Source organism: Mesorhizobium sp. M0923, from assembly GCF_040319365.1.
Lineage (GTDB): Bacteria > Pseudomonadota > Alphaproteobacteria > Rhizobiales > Rhizobiaceae > Mesorhizobium.
Map to the genome: position 1 here is coordinate 228083 of NZ_JAMYNW010000006.1, position 16165 is coordinate 244247.

The 16165-nt window shown below is 61.1% G+C and carries 12 protein-coding genes, 4 pseudogenes and 1 riboswitch; of the genes and pseudogenes, 7 read left to right on the top strand and 9 right to left on the bottom strand.

What is annotated here, in order from left to right; translation table 11 throughout:
* From thiS to istA, 9 genes and pseudogenes are all read right to left on the bottom strand, one after another.
* Entirely contained in the window at positions 1-198 is a 198-nt protein-coding gene (thiS, locus tag NKH89_RS13090; protein WP_023802516.1) for a sulfur carrier protein ThiS, read from the bottom strand.
* Positions 167-1168, bottom strand: a complete 1002-nt coding sequence (gene thiO, locus NKH89_RS13095) for a glycine oxidase ThiO (RefSeq protein ID WP_023802515.1) — start codon at positions 1166-1168, stop codon at positions 167-169. Before thiO ends, thiS begins: the two co-directional genes overlap by 32 nt.
* Positions 1165-3000: a phosphomethylpyrimidine synthase ThiC gene (gene thiC, locus NKH89_RS13100; RefSeq protein ID WP_352909031.1), complete on the bottom strand. Its 1836-nt coding sequence runs from the start codon at positions 2998-3000 to the stop codon at positions 1165-1167. The genes thiO and thiC overlap by 4 nt, the downstream gene beginning before the upstream one ends.
* A 103-nt stretch (positions 3001-3103) precedes the next feature.
* A riboswitch (TPP riboswitch) is annotated at positions 3104-3219 on the bottom strand.
* Positions 3220-3240: 21 nt separating this feature from the next.
* On the bottom strand, positions 3241-3966 hold the full coding sequence (gene queE / locus NKH89_RS13105; RefSeq protein ID WP_023802512.1) for a 7-carboxy-7-deazaguanine synthase QueE: 726 nt from the start codon (positions 3964-3966) through the stop codon (positions 3241-3243).
* Complete coding sequence (queD, locus tag NKH89_RS13110) at positions 3963-4319, bottom strand: 6-carboxytetrahydropterin synthase QueD (RefSeq protein ID WP_023802511.1); 357 nt, start codon at positions 4317-4319, stop codon at positions 3963-3965. Before queD ends, queE begins: the two co-directional genes overlap by 4 nt.
* Positions 4319-5017: a 7-cyano-7-deazaguanine synthase QueC gene (queC, locus tag NKH89_RS13115; protein WP_023802510.1), complete on the bottom strand. Its 699-nt coding sequence runs from the start codon at positions 5015-5017 to the stop codon at positions 4319-4321. The genes queD and queC overlap by 1 nt, the downstream gene beginning before the upstream one ends.
* Before the next feature lie 769 nt (positions 5018-5786).
* Positions 5787-5955: pseudogene (locus NKH89_RS13120) on the bottom strand (IS6 family transposase); the annotation flags it as partial.
* Positions 5951-6495: pseudogene (locus NKH89_RS13125) on the bottom strand (MFS transporter); the annotation flags it as partial. The pseudogenes NKH89_RS13125 and NKH89_RS13120, both read right to left, overlap by 5 nt.
* Before the next feature lie 154 nt (positions 6496-6649).
* A pseudogene (gene istA / locus NKH89_RS13130) lies at positions 6650-7836 on the bottom strand (IS21 family transposase).
* A gap of 673 nt (positions 7837-8509) precedes the next feature.
* Between istA and NKH89_RS13135 the strand changes: the two are divergent.
* The 7 genes and pseudogenes from NKH89_RS13135 to NKH89_RS13170 all read left to right on the top strand — a co-directional run bounded on the left by NKH89_RS13135 (position 8510) and on the right by NKH89_RS13170 (position 16163).
* Positions 8510-9931: an LLM class flavin-dependent oxidoreductase gene (locus NKH89_RS13135; RefSeq protein WP_023802504.1), complete on the top strand. Its 1422-nt coding sequence runs from the start codon at positions 8510-8512 to the stop codon at positions 9929-9931.
* Entirely contained in the window at positions 9931-10698 is a 768-nt protein-coding gene (locus NKH89_RS13140; protein ID WP_023802503.1) for an ABC transporter ATP-binding protein, read from the top strand. Before NKH89_RS13135 ends, NKH89_RS13140 begins: the two co-directional genes overlap by 1 nt.
* Positions 10699-10705: 7 nt before the next feature.
* On the top strand, positions 10706-11587 hold the full coding sequence (locus tag NKH89_RS13145; protein ID WP_023802502.1) for a branched-chain amino acid ABC transporter permease: 882 nt from the start codon (positions 10706-10708) through the stop codon (positions 11585-11587).
* A 2-nt stretch (positions 11588-11589) separates the two neighbouring features.
* Positions 11590-12650: pseudogene (locus tag NKH89_RS13150) on the top strand (branched-chain amino acid ABC transporter permease).
* A gap of 95 nt (positions 12651-12745) precedes the next feature.
* On the top strand, positions 12746-14086 hold the full coding sequence (locus tag NKH89_RS13160; protein WP_023802499.1) for an ABC transporter substrate-binding protein: 1341 nt from the start codon (positions 12746-12748) through the stop codon (positions 14084-14086).
* Between the two features lie 28 nt (positions 14087-14114).
* Positions 14115-14885: an ABC transporter ATP-binding protein gene (locus NKH89_RS13165; protein ID WP_023802498.1), complete on the top strand. Its 771-nt coding sequence runs from the start codon at positions 14115-14117 to the stop codon at positions 14883-14885.
* Positions 14886-14933: 48 nt separating this feature from the next.
* Positions 14934-16163 carry an acyl-CoA dehydrogenase family protein gene (locus NKH89_RS13170; RefSeq protein ID WP_023802497.1) on the top strand — a complete coding sequence of 410 codons (1230 nt, stop codon included), beginning with the start codon at positions 14934-14936 and terminating at the stop codon, positions 16161-16163.
* Positions 16164-16165 lie beyond the last annotated feature (2 nt).

Here is a 16165-nt window from a genome sequence, read left to right on the forward strand (position 1 = left end):
CTAGCCTCCCTGCATGGGCGAGAGGATCTCGATCCGGTCGCCGTCGTTCAACTGGAACTCCGACCGGCTGGCCTTGTGCACGAGGTCGCTGTTGACGGCGGTCGCCAGCCAATCGCCTTCATAATCAAGCGCGGCAAGCAGCGCCGCCAGCGTTGAGGCGTCAATCTCAAGCACTTCGCCGTTGACGATCAGTTTCATTGGCAAGCTCCATTGATTTGTCGTGACTGAAGAGAATTTCGGCTGCCGGGCGCGCCATGGCGGGCGCCAGAAGAAAACCATGGCGATAGAGTCCATTGATCGCGACGGTAGTTCCACGTGCCTCGACGCGCGGCAGGTTGTCGGGGAAGGCTGGACGGACGCCGACACCGGTTTCAACGATCTCGGCCTCGCCAAAGGCCGGATGGAGGGCATAGGCGGCACCCAGCAGCTCCATCATGGAACGCGCCGTGACTGGTCCGGCGGACTGGCTCTCAATCATCGTCGCGCCGATCATGAAACTGTGGTCGGTGCGCGGCACTGCATAGAGTGGAAAGCGCGGATGCAGTAGCCTGACCGGTCGCGACAGCGAGATATCAGCGGTGCGCAGGATCAGCATTTCGCCGCGAACGCCGCGCAGCCTGTCATCGGCTGCTGCCATTCCCGTGCAGTCGATCTGACGATCGAAACCGGAACCATGCCGGGCGTCGACGTCGAAGTGGAACTCGACACCCATGGCTGCGAGCTTTTCATGAAGTGCCGCCATCGCCTGGCGCGGGTCGAGATGGGCCTCACCGGGGAAGAGCAATCCGCGCCGGAAGCGACCGGCGAGGTCGGGCTCCAGCAACGCGATTTGATCTTCATCGACATGCCGGTGGCCCGAGGTGCGACTGGCGAACCGGTCAAGCTCGCCCGCGTCGCGCGGCGCGGCCACGACCAGTGTTCCGGCCCGCGTCACCTGGCCTGGAGTTGCCGCGTCCCACCAGTCGGCGGCGTCGCGTCCGAGATCCAGCACTAGCTGCTCGGCACTTTCACGCTCGCACCATGGCGCCAGCATGCCGCCGGCAAACCACGACGCGTTGCCACCGAGGCCATACCGGATCTCGGCGACTGTGACCGTCGCGCCGCGGGTGGCGAGTTCGAAGGCAGCGGTGAGGCCGGCGACGCCGGCCCCTTTGACCAGAACCTTCATGATGGTTCCGGCGCCTGTGGCAAGAACGGTGCTCCGGTCTCGTCAGCAGGCATGTAGAGATCGCCACCCTCGCGGTATTTCGCCGCCATCGCAGCCATGCCCTCCTTCTGCGCTTCGGCGCGAATGTCGTGGGAGATGCGCATCGAGCAGAATTTCGGCCCGCACATCGAGCAGAAATGTGCCACCTTGTGTGCCTCCTTGGGCAAGGTCTGGTCGTGGAAGGACCGCGCCGTTTCGGGATCGAGCGACAGGTTGAACTGGTCCTCCCAGCGAAACTCGAAGCGCGCGCGGGAAAGGGCGTCATCCCTGAACTTCGCCGCCGGATGACCCTTCGCCAGGTCGGCAGCATGCGCGGCGATCTTGTACGTGATCACGCCAATCTTGACATCGTTGCGATCGGGAAGGCCGAGATGCTCCTTTGGCGTGACGTAGCAGAGCATGGCGGTGCCGAACCAGCCGATCATGGCAGCACCAATGCCTGAGGTGATATGGTCGTAACCCGGCGCGATGTCGGTCGTCAGCGGTCCAAGCGTATAGAAGGGCGCCTCGCCGCAGACGGCGAGCTGCTTGTCCATGTTCTCCTTGATCTTGTGCATTGGCACGTGGCCGGGCCCCTCGATCATCACCTGGCAATCCTTCGCCCAGGCGATCTGCGTCAGCTCGCCGAGCGTTTCCAGCTCGGCGAATTGCGCCGCGTCGTTGGCATCGGCGATCGAGCCGGGACGAAGGCCGTCGCCGAGCGAGAAGGACACATCATAGGCGCGGCAGATGTCGCAGATCTCCGCGAAATGCTCGTAGAGGAAGCTTTCCCGGTGATGGTGCAGGCACCATTTGGCCATGATCGAGCCACCGCGTGAGACGATGCCCGTGACCCGGTCGACAGTCAGCGGGATGTAGTGCAGCCGCACGCCGGCGTGGATGGTAAAATAGTCGACGCCCTGTTCGGCCTGTTCGATCAGTGTGTCGCGGTACACCTCCCAGGTCAGATCCTCGGCGATGCCGCCGACCTTTTCGAGCGCCTGGTAAAGCGGCACCGTACCGATCGGCACCGGTGAATTGCGCACGATCCAGTCGCGGATATTGTGGATGTTGCGGCCGGTCGAGAGGTCCATCACCGTATCGGCGCCCCAGCGGATCGCCCAGACCATCTTTTCGACTTCCTCGGCCATCGAGGAGGTGACGGCCGAGTTACCGATGTTGGCGTTGATCTTGACCAGGAAATTGCGGCCGATGATCATCGGCTCGCTCTCTGGATGATTGATGTTGGCGGGAATGATCGCCCGTCCACGAGCCACCTCGTCGCGGACGAATTCCGGCGTGACGAAGTCGGGGATCGCCGCGCCGAAGGCTTCGCCGTCGCGCTCGAGCTTGCCGCGCAGGATCTCGCGGCCGAGGTTTTCGCGGATGGCGACGAACTCCATTTCGGGGGTGATGATCCCGGCGCGCGCATAGGCAAGCTGCGTCACCGCTTTGCCCGTTTTTGCCTTTAGCGGCCGGTTGCGAATGGGAAATTCCGGTGTCAGGCGCTCGCCCACCGCGAATCCGTTGTCTTCCGGCCGGACATGACGGCCGTCATAGGCCTCGACATCGCCGCGCGCCGTCACCCATTCATGGCGAAGCCTGGCGAGGCCCTTTTCGATGCTGGTTTCGACAGTCGGGTCCGTATAGGGGCCGGACGGATCGTAAACGGTGACAGGCGGTTCGCCCGCCGTCGGATGGACGGCGATTTCCCGCATCGGCACCCTGATCTGCGGGTGAATCATGCCGGGTCTGTGGATTTTCCTTGAGGCGGGCAGCGGTCCCGTCGACACGGCGGGGGAAATGGCATCCATTTTGAGGCTCCTTTGCTCATGCATTGGAGACCCAGTTCTGTGCCGGAAGGATGAAAAGTCGCTCTGGTCGACCTGCCGAAACAGGACCTCGGGCGTAAACTCCCGCAAAGCGCTTGCACCGTCCCTACGCCAGTATGAACTGGATCAGGTTCAACGGGTCACTGCGCCGCTAAGCCAGCAGTATCTCAGCCCCTTGCCGGGACTCCCCTGGTGAATGCGTCGAATTGAATGGGCTGGCGACTATCTTGTCAAGCGCATTCGGCCCGCGGCGGTGATCGGCGGCCAATCAAACCATCTGTCACGGGTCACCGTTTCCACCAGCCATTCCATGCGTTTCATTATGCCGTCCATGTCAATGAGCGCTTCTTCGTCATAAGGGCGCGGCGGTGTGTGATTGCCGGGCTGCAGATACACAGGCAGTTGCGGATAACGCGCGGCGGCATCCTTGGCATAGGCGTAGTCTCTTTCGTCGAACACGACGAGCTTGAGCACGATTTGCGGCTTATCCCTCGCCGCCTCGACGCACGCCTCGAACGCAGCCCAATCGGTCGTCATTTCGCTCGATGGCGGCTTTGGGCTTAGAATCAGGACATCAAGCTCGGCAAACCAGTCCCTGGCCACGGAACCTTGGGTTTCCAATGCGAAGCGGTAGCCGTTACGATGTCCGTGTTCGATCAGCGCGCCGAGCGGCTGGATGGCCGGATTGCCGCCTGATAGCGACACCATTATTGGTCGGCCACCCGAAAGCGCATTGACCTCTTGCCAGATCTCGTCTGTGGACATGGTCTTCCATTCATGGCGGAAGCGATTGTCCACGGCATGCAGGCTGTCGCACCAGGAACAGCGATAATCGCATCCGCCCGTTCGAACGAACACCGTCGGCAAGCCGACAAGCATGCCTTCGCCCTGGATGGTCGGCCCGAAGATCTCGCTCACGCGGATTCCGGGATCCAACGTGCAGGTCATGGCCGGTATTCCGCCCAGGTTTTCGGTGTCTCGCTCACCCGCACAGCGGAGGTTTCCGGTAGCAGTCTCTTGCACCACTCGTACAAATGTTTGGCGAGACATTCCGCCGTGACATGATCATGTCCCAGCACGTCGTTCAGATGACGATGGTCGAGCGTCTTGTCGATGTAATGCTTGAGTGCGCCGAGGTCATGATAGTCGCGCACAAAGCCATGTTCGTCCAGTTTGCCACCTGAAAGCTCCACCACGACGATATAGTTATGCCCGTGCAGACGCGCACACTGATGGTCGAGGGGCAAAGAGGTAAGCTGATGCGAGGCCGAGAAGTGGAACTCTTTGGTGATGCGGAACATCACGCGCTCCTTATCTGGATAGCGTGGAGCCAGAAGTCCGCATCCTCATAGTCTGTCGGGTCGGCAATGCCGGCCAAATCGAATGCTTCGCGCCGTTCGACGCATGTGCCGCAGCGACCGCAGTGACGTTCACCGCCCTTGTAGCAGGACCACGTCGCCTCGAACGGCGTACCGTACTTTGCCCCCTCGCTGACGATGTCGGCCTTCGACATATTCACATAGGGAGCGTAAAGGCGGATATCGGCGTAGCCTGCGAGCGCATGGTTCTGCATCGTCTGAAACGCGTCGATAAAAGCGGGCCGGCAATCGGGATAGATGAAATGATCTCCGCCGTGGACGGCAGTGGCCACCGCATCGGCCTTCTGCGCGGCGGCAACCCCGAAGGCGATAGCCAGCATGATGGCATTTCTGTTCGGCACCACCGTGATCCTCATGGAGTCTTCGGCATAGTGCCCGTCGGGCACGTCCACAGCATCAGTCAGCGCCGAGCCGCTCAGGTTGCGGCCGACATCGCGGATATCGACGATCTGGTGCGGAACACCCAGCCGTTTGGCGCAGATAGAGGCAAAGCCGAGTTCCTTTTTGTGCCTCTGGCCGTAATCGAACGAAAGCAGGCCAATGAGTTTCTGCTCGGTTGCCACCTTGTGAGCGAGCGAAACAGAATCCAATCCGCCGGAGCAGATGACGAGGGCATTCATGGTTTGAGTCCTTGTTTTGACCGGGTAAGGCTGCGACCGGAGATTTCTCTGCGCTCCCAGTACTCCAAGGGGGCGGTTTTGTGAATGCGTAAGGTGCGATTTAACGCAACGATTCTGCCGCCCGTGGCGCCCAAAAGGGAATGCTGCGCAACTTGTGCGCGATTTGGGTGGCCAACAAGCAGAAGCAGCTGGTATTGACTGTGTCGCCGTCAACCGTTGATAGCGCGGCGCCCTCTGGGCGCGGACCTTGAAGCTGCGATGAGAGGCGAAAGAAACGCCCGGGTCGGGTAGCCATCGGCGCTGGTTCCAAGGCCCGCTTGCAGGCGCTGACGGTCACCTCGATGACACCCGACTGGGCCTGCTTTCAGTTCTGCGCACTTCGCTGTCCCGGCCGCCTTGATCCGACGCGTAGAGTTTATTCCGGAGGTCACTTTGGGATTTGTGGCGGAATAACTCGGCGTGGAGGTCTGTCGGTATGGGTGCGATCCGAACTACAATGTTGTTCGGCCGGAATCCTCCATGACTAGCCCGTCATGTGACGGCTCGACAAAGGGCAGCTTTCAATCCTGACGCGGTCGGCCCTACCGCCCACGCCGGCTTTGGCGCAGCACCCCATGGTAGGCGCCACTTCCATCGTCCCCTCGTCGCAAGGCACATGTTCCTGCCGCCGCTTCCTTCTACCGGTCCGTCTGACTGCAGGCGATGCGTGCGATGCCTCCGGATCCCACGCTTCCTCGACCGTCGGCGAGGTGCCGACACCGTCTTTCGTCGGCGCCGTGCGGCGTATGCGGCGCGCATAATCAGGGCCAGGCTTTCGGCACCATCGGCGGATGGTCTCGTAGGAAACGACGATCCGGCGATCGCAGCATTTCCTCGACATCGCGCAGGCTCAGATTGAAGCGGAAGTAGAGCCAGACAGCACGGGTCACGATTTCGATCGGATAACCGAAGGTAGTCCGTCCAGGTCGGCGTGCGGAACGTTTCTGTCCATTGCATAGGCTTCTGAAGCGTTGCGCTGGAGCGTCCAGTTCCGAGCACCGACGCGGCTGTGTACATGACGCCGCTGCCGCATGAGGTCGAGGAAGGCCTCGACATTTCTCTCGGCTATCAGATATTCGACCTTGACCACGATCGGGCCGCTTCTCGGCTTCAAATTGAGAGCGACTGCCGGGGCGTCGAATTCCTCCAAAGGATCGGGCTCGGACTCGCGGCGCTCGCGAAGAGGAAACAGAACGCCCGCTGCGGCGACGAGCAACAGGGCCCAGCGGAGCCCTCCAGCGCCCAGGTCAGCGAATGGTTTTCGGCCACCGTGCCTCACACCCAGCTGCCGAGCGCGATGCCGCCATCGATCAAGGCATAATAGATAGAAATGGTACGCCCCACGACCCAGCGCGGGCTCGCCAGCTGCACGCTTACGCCAACCCGGACCAGGCGGTGACCCAACCCGCGCCGCCCAAGGCGAGCGCAATTGCCGCCACCTGTCAATGCCGCTCGAATTTTCCCCAAAAGTGCCGAAGTAAATTCCCCAGTCTCGCCGCTCAGGCTGTCGCGGAGGGAGACGCGGCATCTTCAGGCCGACGAGGTCGTGCCGGATTCGGTGGATCGTGGATGGCGTGGTATCGAGCGCGTTCGTCATGGACGCTGCTCCTTCGCCATCACCTGGGCGACGGCATCGTAGAAGGCCAACGGGCGCTGAGTGACCCTGTCGCCCGAGCCATGAAGAATGACCTCGTCGTTCCTCAGTCTTTGTCGGCGCTTGTGGACGTGGATGTTGCGATGACCGGGCTCGACATGACGCTGATGCCGGCTTTCGAGAATGGGATGGGTGGCAATCAGCGCGGTCCTCGAAGATGCGTACCTCTTCGGCCAGAGTGTGTACCTCGACGACACGGCGCCTGGTGGCGTCGGGCACGCTGTAGAAATTGCCGCCCACGCTGACCATGCCCTCCCGGCTGATGCGTCGCTCGAGCTTCAGGACCGATCGGAACGGAGCCAACGGCAGCGGCCGCAGCGCTGCCCGCTCCCCGGCGAAAGCTTCGTTGACGACACGCCTTGTGGTGGCGTGAACTCTCGGGTTTGCGACCGTGTCCAGCCAGTGACGCATCTGCGCGTTCAGATCTTCGAGATTGCGAAAGGACCGGGCCAGGAAGAAGTCCTCGCGAATGTAGCGGAACGGTCGTGGCGCGGTAAGGCCGGCAGGCCTTGGGATGGCAACCATAGTGGCGGGCAAGATCGACGAGGGCACGGTTGTAGACGATGCCGCCGGTATCGCCTTCGCCGATCACAGCCGTCTTCATACGGTCGTAAAGCACTTCGCGAGGAGCGCCGCCCAGCGCCTCGAAAAGCCCCAGCATGGCAGCGCAAGACAGTCGGCAGATCCTGGTGGACGACGAAGCGTGCCCAGATAAGGCGACTGAAGCCAAGCACCATGGAGAATAGCCAGACGATTCTCGGCGTGGTCGGCTCATCGGTAAAGACGACATTGAACTGGGCGAAGTCGACCTGCGCCTGCTCGCCGGGCGGGGTCTCGAAGCGAACCTCGTATCCACGCTCCGCCGCGGCAGGACGGACGTCGCGCAGGAAGTCGGTGACGGCCGTGTAGCCGCCGCCATAGCCGAGGTCCTTCAGTTCCCGGAAAAGCCGGCTGCCGGTGGGTCCGGGATCGCGTGACGCGTTCGCAAAGATAGGCCGTGAAGGGATCGATCACCGTCTGACGCGGCTTGCGCGGCCCGTAAGCCGGGCCTCGAGCCCGCGCTCAATGTATTTGCGCACCGTCTTGCGGTCGATGCCGCTCTCCTGGCGATCGCCGACAGCGACAGGCCCTGCCGATCGGGATGTTTGACGCAGGCATAGGCGTATTGGCTGAGATCGGCTGACGAGAGATCGGCAAGCTTGTTGCCGATCATTTTCCATTGCTGAACGTCCTGCGGGTCGCAACCGGCGCCGCCGGCACCGCAATAGTGGGGATCGCGTTCTTCCACCTGCTTTTGCGTGACGCCATCTTGTGTGGCGGACTGCGACATCGCTGCGAGCGCGACCGCTGCACCGAGGCGAACAAAGCTGTCCATCGCAGCGACCCGGATCAGCGCCCCCGGCAGACTGTCGCTGCAATGCTCGCACACAGCCTTCAGCCAGTCCTCCTGCATTGTGAACGCACTGTGATAGCGCTTCACAACAAAGCGCTCGACAATTCTCCGTTCGCCCTCCAAGCTTCTCCACCAGACCGAACGCTCCATGCTCATTCGCTTTGAATGCGAATCCTGGCCGTGTCTGCGGAAAACGTCATATTCTGGACGCAAAGCGTCAGCCGACGTGGATATGTTCGCGATACCGCCTCTTCGAGACCGCGCTTATCGATACCACGATCCAATCCAAAGACAGAATAATAATTCTCTATAAAATCTATAGAGAATATATTCTATCTTAGTCGGCGCTCGCCTTGTCGGTAGTGTCCTCCGCAGTCGCCCGGCAGGGCTATCAAAGGAGTGACGGATGGGTCGTCATATTCGCTTCAACGCTTTCGACATGAATTGTGTTGGCCATCAATCCCCCGGTCTCTGGAAGCATCCACGCGATCAGTCGTGGAAATACAAGGATCTGGACTACTGGCAGGATTTGGCTCGAACTCTGGAACGCGGTATTTTCGACGGCATATTCATCGCAGACGTCATCGGCTACTACGACGTTTACAAGGGCTCGAATTACCACGCGATCGAGCAGGCGGCGCAGATCCCAGTCAATGATCCCCTACAGTTGGCCGCGCCGATCGCGCTTGCCACCGAACATCTCGGCATCGGCATTACTGCTTCGACCTCGTTCGAGCACCCTTACACATTCGCCCGCCGCCTTTCGACTGCCGACCACCACACCAAGGGTCGCGTCGGCTGGAACATCGTTACCTCATATCTCGAAAGTGGCGCCAAGAACGTTGGCCAGGCCGGTTTGAAAAGCCATGACAACCGATATGAGGTTGCCGCCGAATATGTCGAGGTACTTTACAAGCTGTTCGAAGGCAGTTGGGAGGAGGACGCGGTGCAGCGCGATACGGTTCGCGGCATCTTCACCGATCCCAGCAAGGTCCACGAGATTGGCCACAAGGGCAAATTCTTCGAGGTGCCCGGCTACCATCTGTCAGAGCCGTCGCCACAGCGCACCCCGGTTCTCTATCAGGCGGGCGCCTCGGGTCCTGGCAAGGCATTCGCTGCCGCGCACGCCGAGTGCGTTTTCGTCGGTGCGCCGACCAAATCGCTGCTCGAAGCCTATGTTTCCGAAATCCGCCAAAAGGCCGCCGCCGCCGGCCGCAATCCGAAGAATGTCCTGATCTACAATCTCACCACGCTGATCATCGATGAAACGGATGAAAAGGCCCAGAAGCGCTTCGAGGAGTATCAGAGCTATGCGTCCTATGACGGCTCACTGGTGTTCATGTCTGGCTGGAGCGGCATCGACTTCGGCCAGTACGCGCCGACCGACGCGCTCAAGAAGGTCGAGACCAACGCCATCGTTTCGATGGTCGAGCACTTCGCCGGCAAGGACAAGGCCTGGACCGTCGAGGAACTGGCGAAGTGGGGCGGCATCGGCGGTATTGGGCCTGTCTTCGTCGGCTCGCCCAGCACCATCGCCGATATCCTGCAGGAATGGGTCGATGAAACTGATGTAGACGGCTTCAACCTTGCTTATGCGGTGACGCCCGAAAGCTTCGAGGCCGCCGTCGACCTGCTGGTGCCGGAATTGCAGAAGCGCGGCGTCTATCCCACCGCCTACAAGCCCGGCACGTTGCGCGAAAAGCTGTTCGGCGACGGACCCTATCTTCCCAGGACGCATCCTGCTGACGGGTACCGTGATATCGAGGCCGTCAAGCGTCGCGAAGCCGAACGTGCCTCGGCGTCCCGTCTGAAATCCGTGAACGCGTGATGACCAGTCTGCTGGAACTCCACGACGTGTCGCTGTCCTTCAAGGGTGTGCGAGCCCTGAATGCGCTGAGTTTCAGCGTCGCCAAGGGTGAAATCTGTGCCTTGATCGGCCCGAATGGCGCCGGCAAAAGCTCGCTTCTCAATGTCATCAACGGCGTCTATCGCGCCGACGCCGGCGACGTTGTCTTCGACGGGTTGCGCTTCGAGGCGATTCATCCTCAGAAGGCAGCCCACCTCGGCATCGGCCGGACCTTCCAGCACAATGCGTTGTTTCGCCGCTTGTCGGTGCGCGAAAACGTGCTGGCCGGTCTTTCTCGTCATGGCACCGCGAGCTTTTTCGAAAACATCTTCCGGCTGGGCAGGGACGGCGCCGAGCGCAGCGGCTTCCATGTCCACGCTGAGCGCACAATGTCTTTCCTTGGGCTCAACCGCCACGCGGACAAGATAGTTTCGACACTTCCTTACGGGCTGCAGAAACGCGTTGATCTTGCACGAGCATTGGTCTCCGGCCCCAAGCTGCTGCTGCTCGACGAACCGATGGCCGGCATGAATCAGGAAGAGAAGGAGGAGATGAGCCGCGTCATACGCGAGGTCAATCGCGTCTTCGGCTCGACTGTGGTGCTGATCGAGCACGATGTCGGCATTGTGCTCAACCTCGCCAGCCACGTGGTGGTTCTCGACTACGGCCGCAAGCTCGCGGACGGGGCTCCCGACGAGGTACGCAAGAATCCCGACGTGATAGCCGCCTATCTCGGCACGGTTCACTGAGGAACTCATGTCCTATTTCTTTGAAACATTGGTCAGCGGCCTGTTTGCCGGAGTGATGTACTCACTCGTCGCGATCGGCTTCGTGCTCATCTACAAGGCATCCGGAGTCTTCAATTTCGCGCAAGGCGCGATGCTGCTGTTTTCGGCCCTGACGTTCGTCACCCTGACCGAGAAAGGCATGCCATTCGTCCTGGCCTTCATCGTCACAGCGCTTGTCATGGTGGTGATGGCGATGCTGATCGAGTGGCTGGTGCTGCGGCCCTTGCGAAACCGCGACCCATTGACCCTGTTCATGGCCACTCTGGGATTGAGCTATGTCATCGAGGGCCTTGCCCAACTGCTGATGGGCATGGATGTTCACATGCTCGATCTCGACATCCCCGATGTCGCCGTACAGGTCGGCGGCATCTACGTCAGCCAGTTCGACATCATTGCCTCGTTGATTGCGCTAACACTGGTCGCCACGCTGGCCATCGCTTTCAACAAGACGCGCATGGGCATCTCGCTTCGGGCGGTGGCTTCCGACACGCTTGCGGCGCAGTCAATCGGCATCCGCCTGCCTGTCATCTGGCGCATCGTCTGGAGCGTCGCCGGCATCGTGGCGCTGGTTGCCGGTCTTGTCTGGGGATCGCGCCAGGGCGTGCAATATTCGTTGTCGCTGGTGACGCTCAAGGCGCTGCCGGTACTGATCATCGGCGGCTTCTCCTCCATCCCGGGCGCCATTGCCGGCGGCCTGCTTGTCGGCGCGACCGAGGCGTTGGCCGACATCTACGTCGGGCCGCTGGTCAATGGCAGCGTTTCCACCTGGTTTGCCTACATCCTCGCTGTCGGCTTCCTCCTGGTGCGTCCGGCCGGCCTGTTCGGCGACCGCGAGATCGAAAGGGTGTGATCATGACCACGCTGCAGGAATCCGGTCCGTCCAAGTCGCTGCGCCAGCCTGCATTTGGGGTTGGCACCCTCGCCGTCGTCGCTGGCCTGATCGCCGCCTTCGCGGTGCCGGCCATTGCCGACGACTACTGGCTGAGCTCGATCATCATCCCGATGGTGATCATGGGACTTGCCGGCATCGGCCTGAATCTGCTGATGGGCTACACCGGGCTGGTCTCGATTGGTTCGGCTGCCTTCATGTCGATAGGCGCCTTCTCGACCTACAATCTGCTGCTGCGCGCGCCATTCTTGCCGCTGCCGGCGGTTCTGATCATTGCCGGCCTGATCGCGGCGATTGCCGGCGTCATCTTCGGGCTGCCGTCGCTCCGCATCAAGGGCTTCTATCTCGGCGCCTCGACCCTCGGCGCGCAGTTCTTCTTCGAATGGCTGTTCACCAATTTCAGCTGGTTCTCGAATGACAGCCAGTCGCTGACCATCTCGGCGCCTCGACTGCAGATCCTCGACTATGACCTCCAGTCGGCCACCGGCCGCAACTATCTGGTGATGGCAACCACGGCGCTGCTCATCGCGCTGGCCTTCGCCATCGTCTCAAAAGCCGCGTCGGCCGCGAATGGATGGCGATCCGCGACATGGATGTCGCCGCCTCGGTCATCGGCATCCGCGTTGCGCGCCGCAAGCTGCTGTCCTTCGGCATAAGCTCGTTTTTCCTGGGTATCGCCGGCGCGCTCTGGGCCTTCGGATATCTCGGCACCTCGGATGCACATGCGTTCAATCTCGATAAATCGTTCCAGATCCTGTTCATCGTTATCATCGGCGGCGTGGCGACCATCTTCGGCAATTTTCTCGGTGCCGCCTTCATCGTGCTGACGCCAATCCTGCTCGACCCGCTGTCGCTGATCATCGACTTGTCATTTCTCGGCGATCAGGGCGCGCTGGCAAACCTGCAGCACATCATCTTCGGCACGATCATCATCGTGCTGCTGATCAAGGAACCGGATGGATTGTCCGGTCTCAGAAGGCGCGGCGTGGAAGCCCTTCGCTCGCGAGCACGATCACCCAACTGAACTCAGACAGACGAAACACCTCGACGCCGGGTCTTTCGCCTCCTCCCAAGCATCAGTCGTCACTTTCTCAAAACCACTCAAACAAGGGTTGCACAATGTCATTGTTAACCAAGACCATGTCGCTGGCGGCCGCTGCCGCGATGGCTGTCACGCTTATGAGCAGCGCGTCCTCCGCCGAAGATGGCACTGGCCAACAGCTCTATCCGCTGTTTACCTACCGCACCGGGCCCTATGCTCCATCGTTCATTCCCTTCGGCGCCGGCAACATCGACTATCTCCGCTACATCAACGAGGTCGAGGGCGGCGTCGATGGCGTCAAGATCCTGGTCCAGGAATGCGAGACGGCCTACACGATCGAGCGCGGCATCGAATGCTACGAACGCTACAAGAACGGTTATAACGGCGCCCTGACGGCGGCAATCTATCCGCATTCGAGCGGCCTCGACGTGGCCCTCACCGACAAGGCTCGCATCGACAAGATCCCGATCGTCAGCCCTGGCGGTGGCCAGAACATCGCCACCGACGGTCGCGTCTTTCCCTACCAGTATCCGCTGGTGTTCGACTACTGGAGCGAAGCCCAGATCATCGTCGATTACATCGCCCAGCAGGCCGGCGGCCATGACAAGCTCAAGGGGCTGAAGATCGCCACGCTCTATCACGATAGCGGCTATGGCCGCGACACGATCGAGCCGCTCGGCATCCTGGCCAAGAAATATGGATTCGAGGATATCCAGATCCCCGTCCCGCATCCCGGCGAACAGCAGCAGACACAGTGGCAGCAAATTCGTCGTGCAAGCGCCGACTGGGTCTTTCTGCGCGGCTGGGGCGTCATGACGCCGGTGGCGATCAAGACAGCGGCTCGCGTCGGCTTCCCCGCCGATCGGATCATCGGCGATATCTGGAGCGGTTCGGAAGACGACGCCCGCCCGGCGGGCGCTGCCGCCAAGGGCTATCTCGCCGTCTCCGTCTTCCCGCCGGGCACCAACTACGGCATCTTGAAGACGCTCAAGGAAAATATCCTCGACAAGGGCAAGTCCGATCTGAAGGACAATTCGAAGTTCGGCACGGTTTACTACAATTACGGCGTGATCGAAGCCATCACCTTCGTCGAGGCGCTGCGCACCGGGCATAAGAAGTTCGGCAACAGGCCATTGACCGCCGCCGAAGGCCAGTGGGCGCTCGAACACCTCGACATCGATCAGAAGCGGATCGCCGAGCTTGGCGCGGAAGGCCTCATCAGCCCGCTGAAGACCTCCATAGACAACCACAAGGGCGAAACCATCGCCGCCAAGATCATTCAGTGGAACGGTCAGTCCTGGGACACCCGGACCGACTGGATAAAGGCCGACGCCTCGCTGTTTGCCGACGTCATCAAGGCAAAGGCAGCCGCCTACGCCAAGGAAAAGGGCATCGAGCCCCGCGTTGTAACGAACTGACACCAAACCGCACTGACAGGATCGACCCATGACCATTGCAGGAAAAGGCTTCCTCGAGATCCAGAATATGGAAGCGCTCTATGGTCAAGCGATCCTTGCTGTGCGCGACGTGTCGCTCAAGGTCGAGCAGGGCAAGATCGTTGCCCTGCTCGGTGCCAATGGCGCGGGCAAGACAACGACTCTGAAGGCGGTTTCCAATCTGCTTGGACCAGAGCGCGGCAAGGTCAGCCGCGGCAGCATCCTCTGGCAGGGCCAGCCTGTCAGCGGCCTATCGGCGTCTCGGCTCGTCGCCAAAGGTGTCGTGCAGGTGTTGGAGGGCCGCCATTGCTTTGCGCAATTGACGGTCGAAGAAAATATCCTCTCCGGTGGTTTCGTTCGCAAGCCGAGCAGGGCAGATCTGCAGCGCGACGTCGAACGGATCTACACATGGTTTCCGCGCCTCAAGGAAAAGCGCAAGGTCAAGGCCGGCCTGACCTCCGGGGGCGAACAGCAGATGTTGGCAATCGGCCGCGCGCTGATGACCAGGCCGAGCCTTGTGCTGCTGGACGAGCCGTCAATGGGTCTCGCGCCGATCATCGTGCAGGAAATCTTCGAGATCATCCGCATTCTGAACAGTGAGCAGGGCGTCAGCTTCCTGCTTGCCGAGCAGAACGCCAATCTCGCACTTCGCTATGCCGACTTCGGCTACATCCTCGAAAACGGTCGCGTCGTTCTGTCGGGAACGGCAGAGGAATTGCGAGCCCGTGAGGATGTCCAGGACTTTTACCTGGGCGGTGCCAATGTTGCCAAACCACACTGACCGCCTCGCCCGCGCTGGGCGGGAGGGTTAATTTCAGGACAATGCAAAATGACACAGATCGATACGGCCTGGGGTGCAGGCCCCAGCGCTCGCTATGAGACACTGGCCGAACGGTTCCGGCCGATATTTGCGCAGATCGCTGCCGGCGCGGTCGAGCGGGAGCTTGGCCGCGAACTGCCGGCAGCCGAGATTGCGACGTTGAAGCAGGCGGGCCTGGGCGCGCTGCGCATACCCGAAGCCGAAGGTGGTCTTGGCGCGACGCTGCCCGAACTCGCCAACATCCTGATCGAGCTCTCGGCGGCCGATTCCAATATCACGCAGGCGCTGCGCGGTCATTTTGGCTTTGTCGAGGATGTTGTCAACAAGACGGCCGGCGAGAGCCGCAAGCGCTGGGCAGAGCGGATAGCCCGCGGTGAGATCGCCGGTAATGCCTGGACCGAGATCGGCGATGCCAAACAGGACGTCTTCTCGACCCGCATCTCGAACAAGGGCGACAAGCTGGTACTCAACGGCACCAAATACTACACCACCGGCTCGCTGTTTGCCGACTGGATCGATGTCGGTGCGACGGGGCTCGATGGGGAAGGCATCGTCTTGCAAGTGCGTCGCGACGATCCGGGCGTCGATGTCATCGACGACTGGGACGGTTTTGGCCAAACGCTCACGGCCAGCGGCACCACGATCTTTACCGACGCCACAGTCGACCCGGACGATGTCGTCGTCGACGATGACAAGTTCCGCTATGGCGCTGCCTTCTACCAACTGGTGCATCTTGCTACTCTCGCCGGTATCGGTCGGGCGATGGCCAACGAGACCGCTGCCGCCGTTGCCGCGCGCAAGCGCTCATACTCCAATGCCGCCGGTTCGCGCTCGAGCCAGGATCCGCAGGTGCTTCAGGTCGTCGGCCGCATTCGCAGCAACGCCTATGCAGCTGGCGCCATCGTTCTGCAGGTCGCGCAAGCCATCGAACGCGCTTATCAGGCACACTTTGCCGACGATGCCGATGCCGAGGAAAAGGCCAACGCCATCGCCGAACTCGAGACGTCGCAAGCGGTGACGGTCGTTACGAATCTGGTTCTTGAAGCGTCGACGATCATCTTCGATGCGCTGGGTGCGTCCTCAACCAGGAAACCGATTGGCCTCGATCGTCATTGGCGCAATGCTCGTACCCTGTCTTCACACAACCCACGCATCTATAAGGATCGCATCGTCGGCGACTACGCAGTCAATGGCACGCCACCACCATATCAATGGCGGATCGGGCGCAGCCCGTTGTAAGC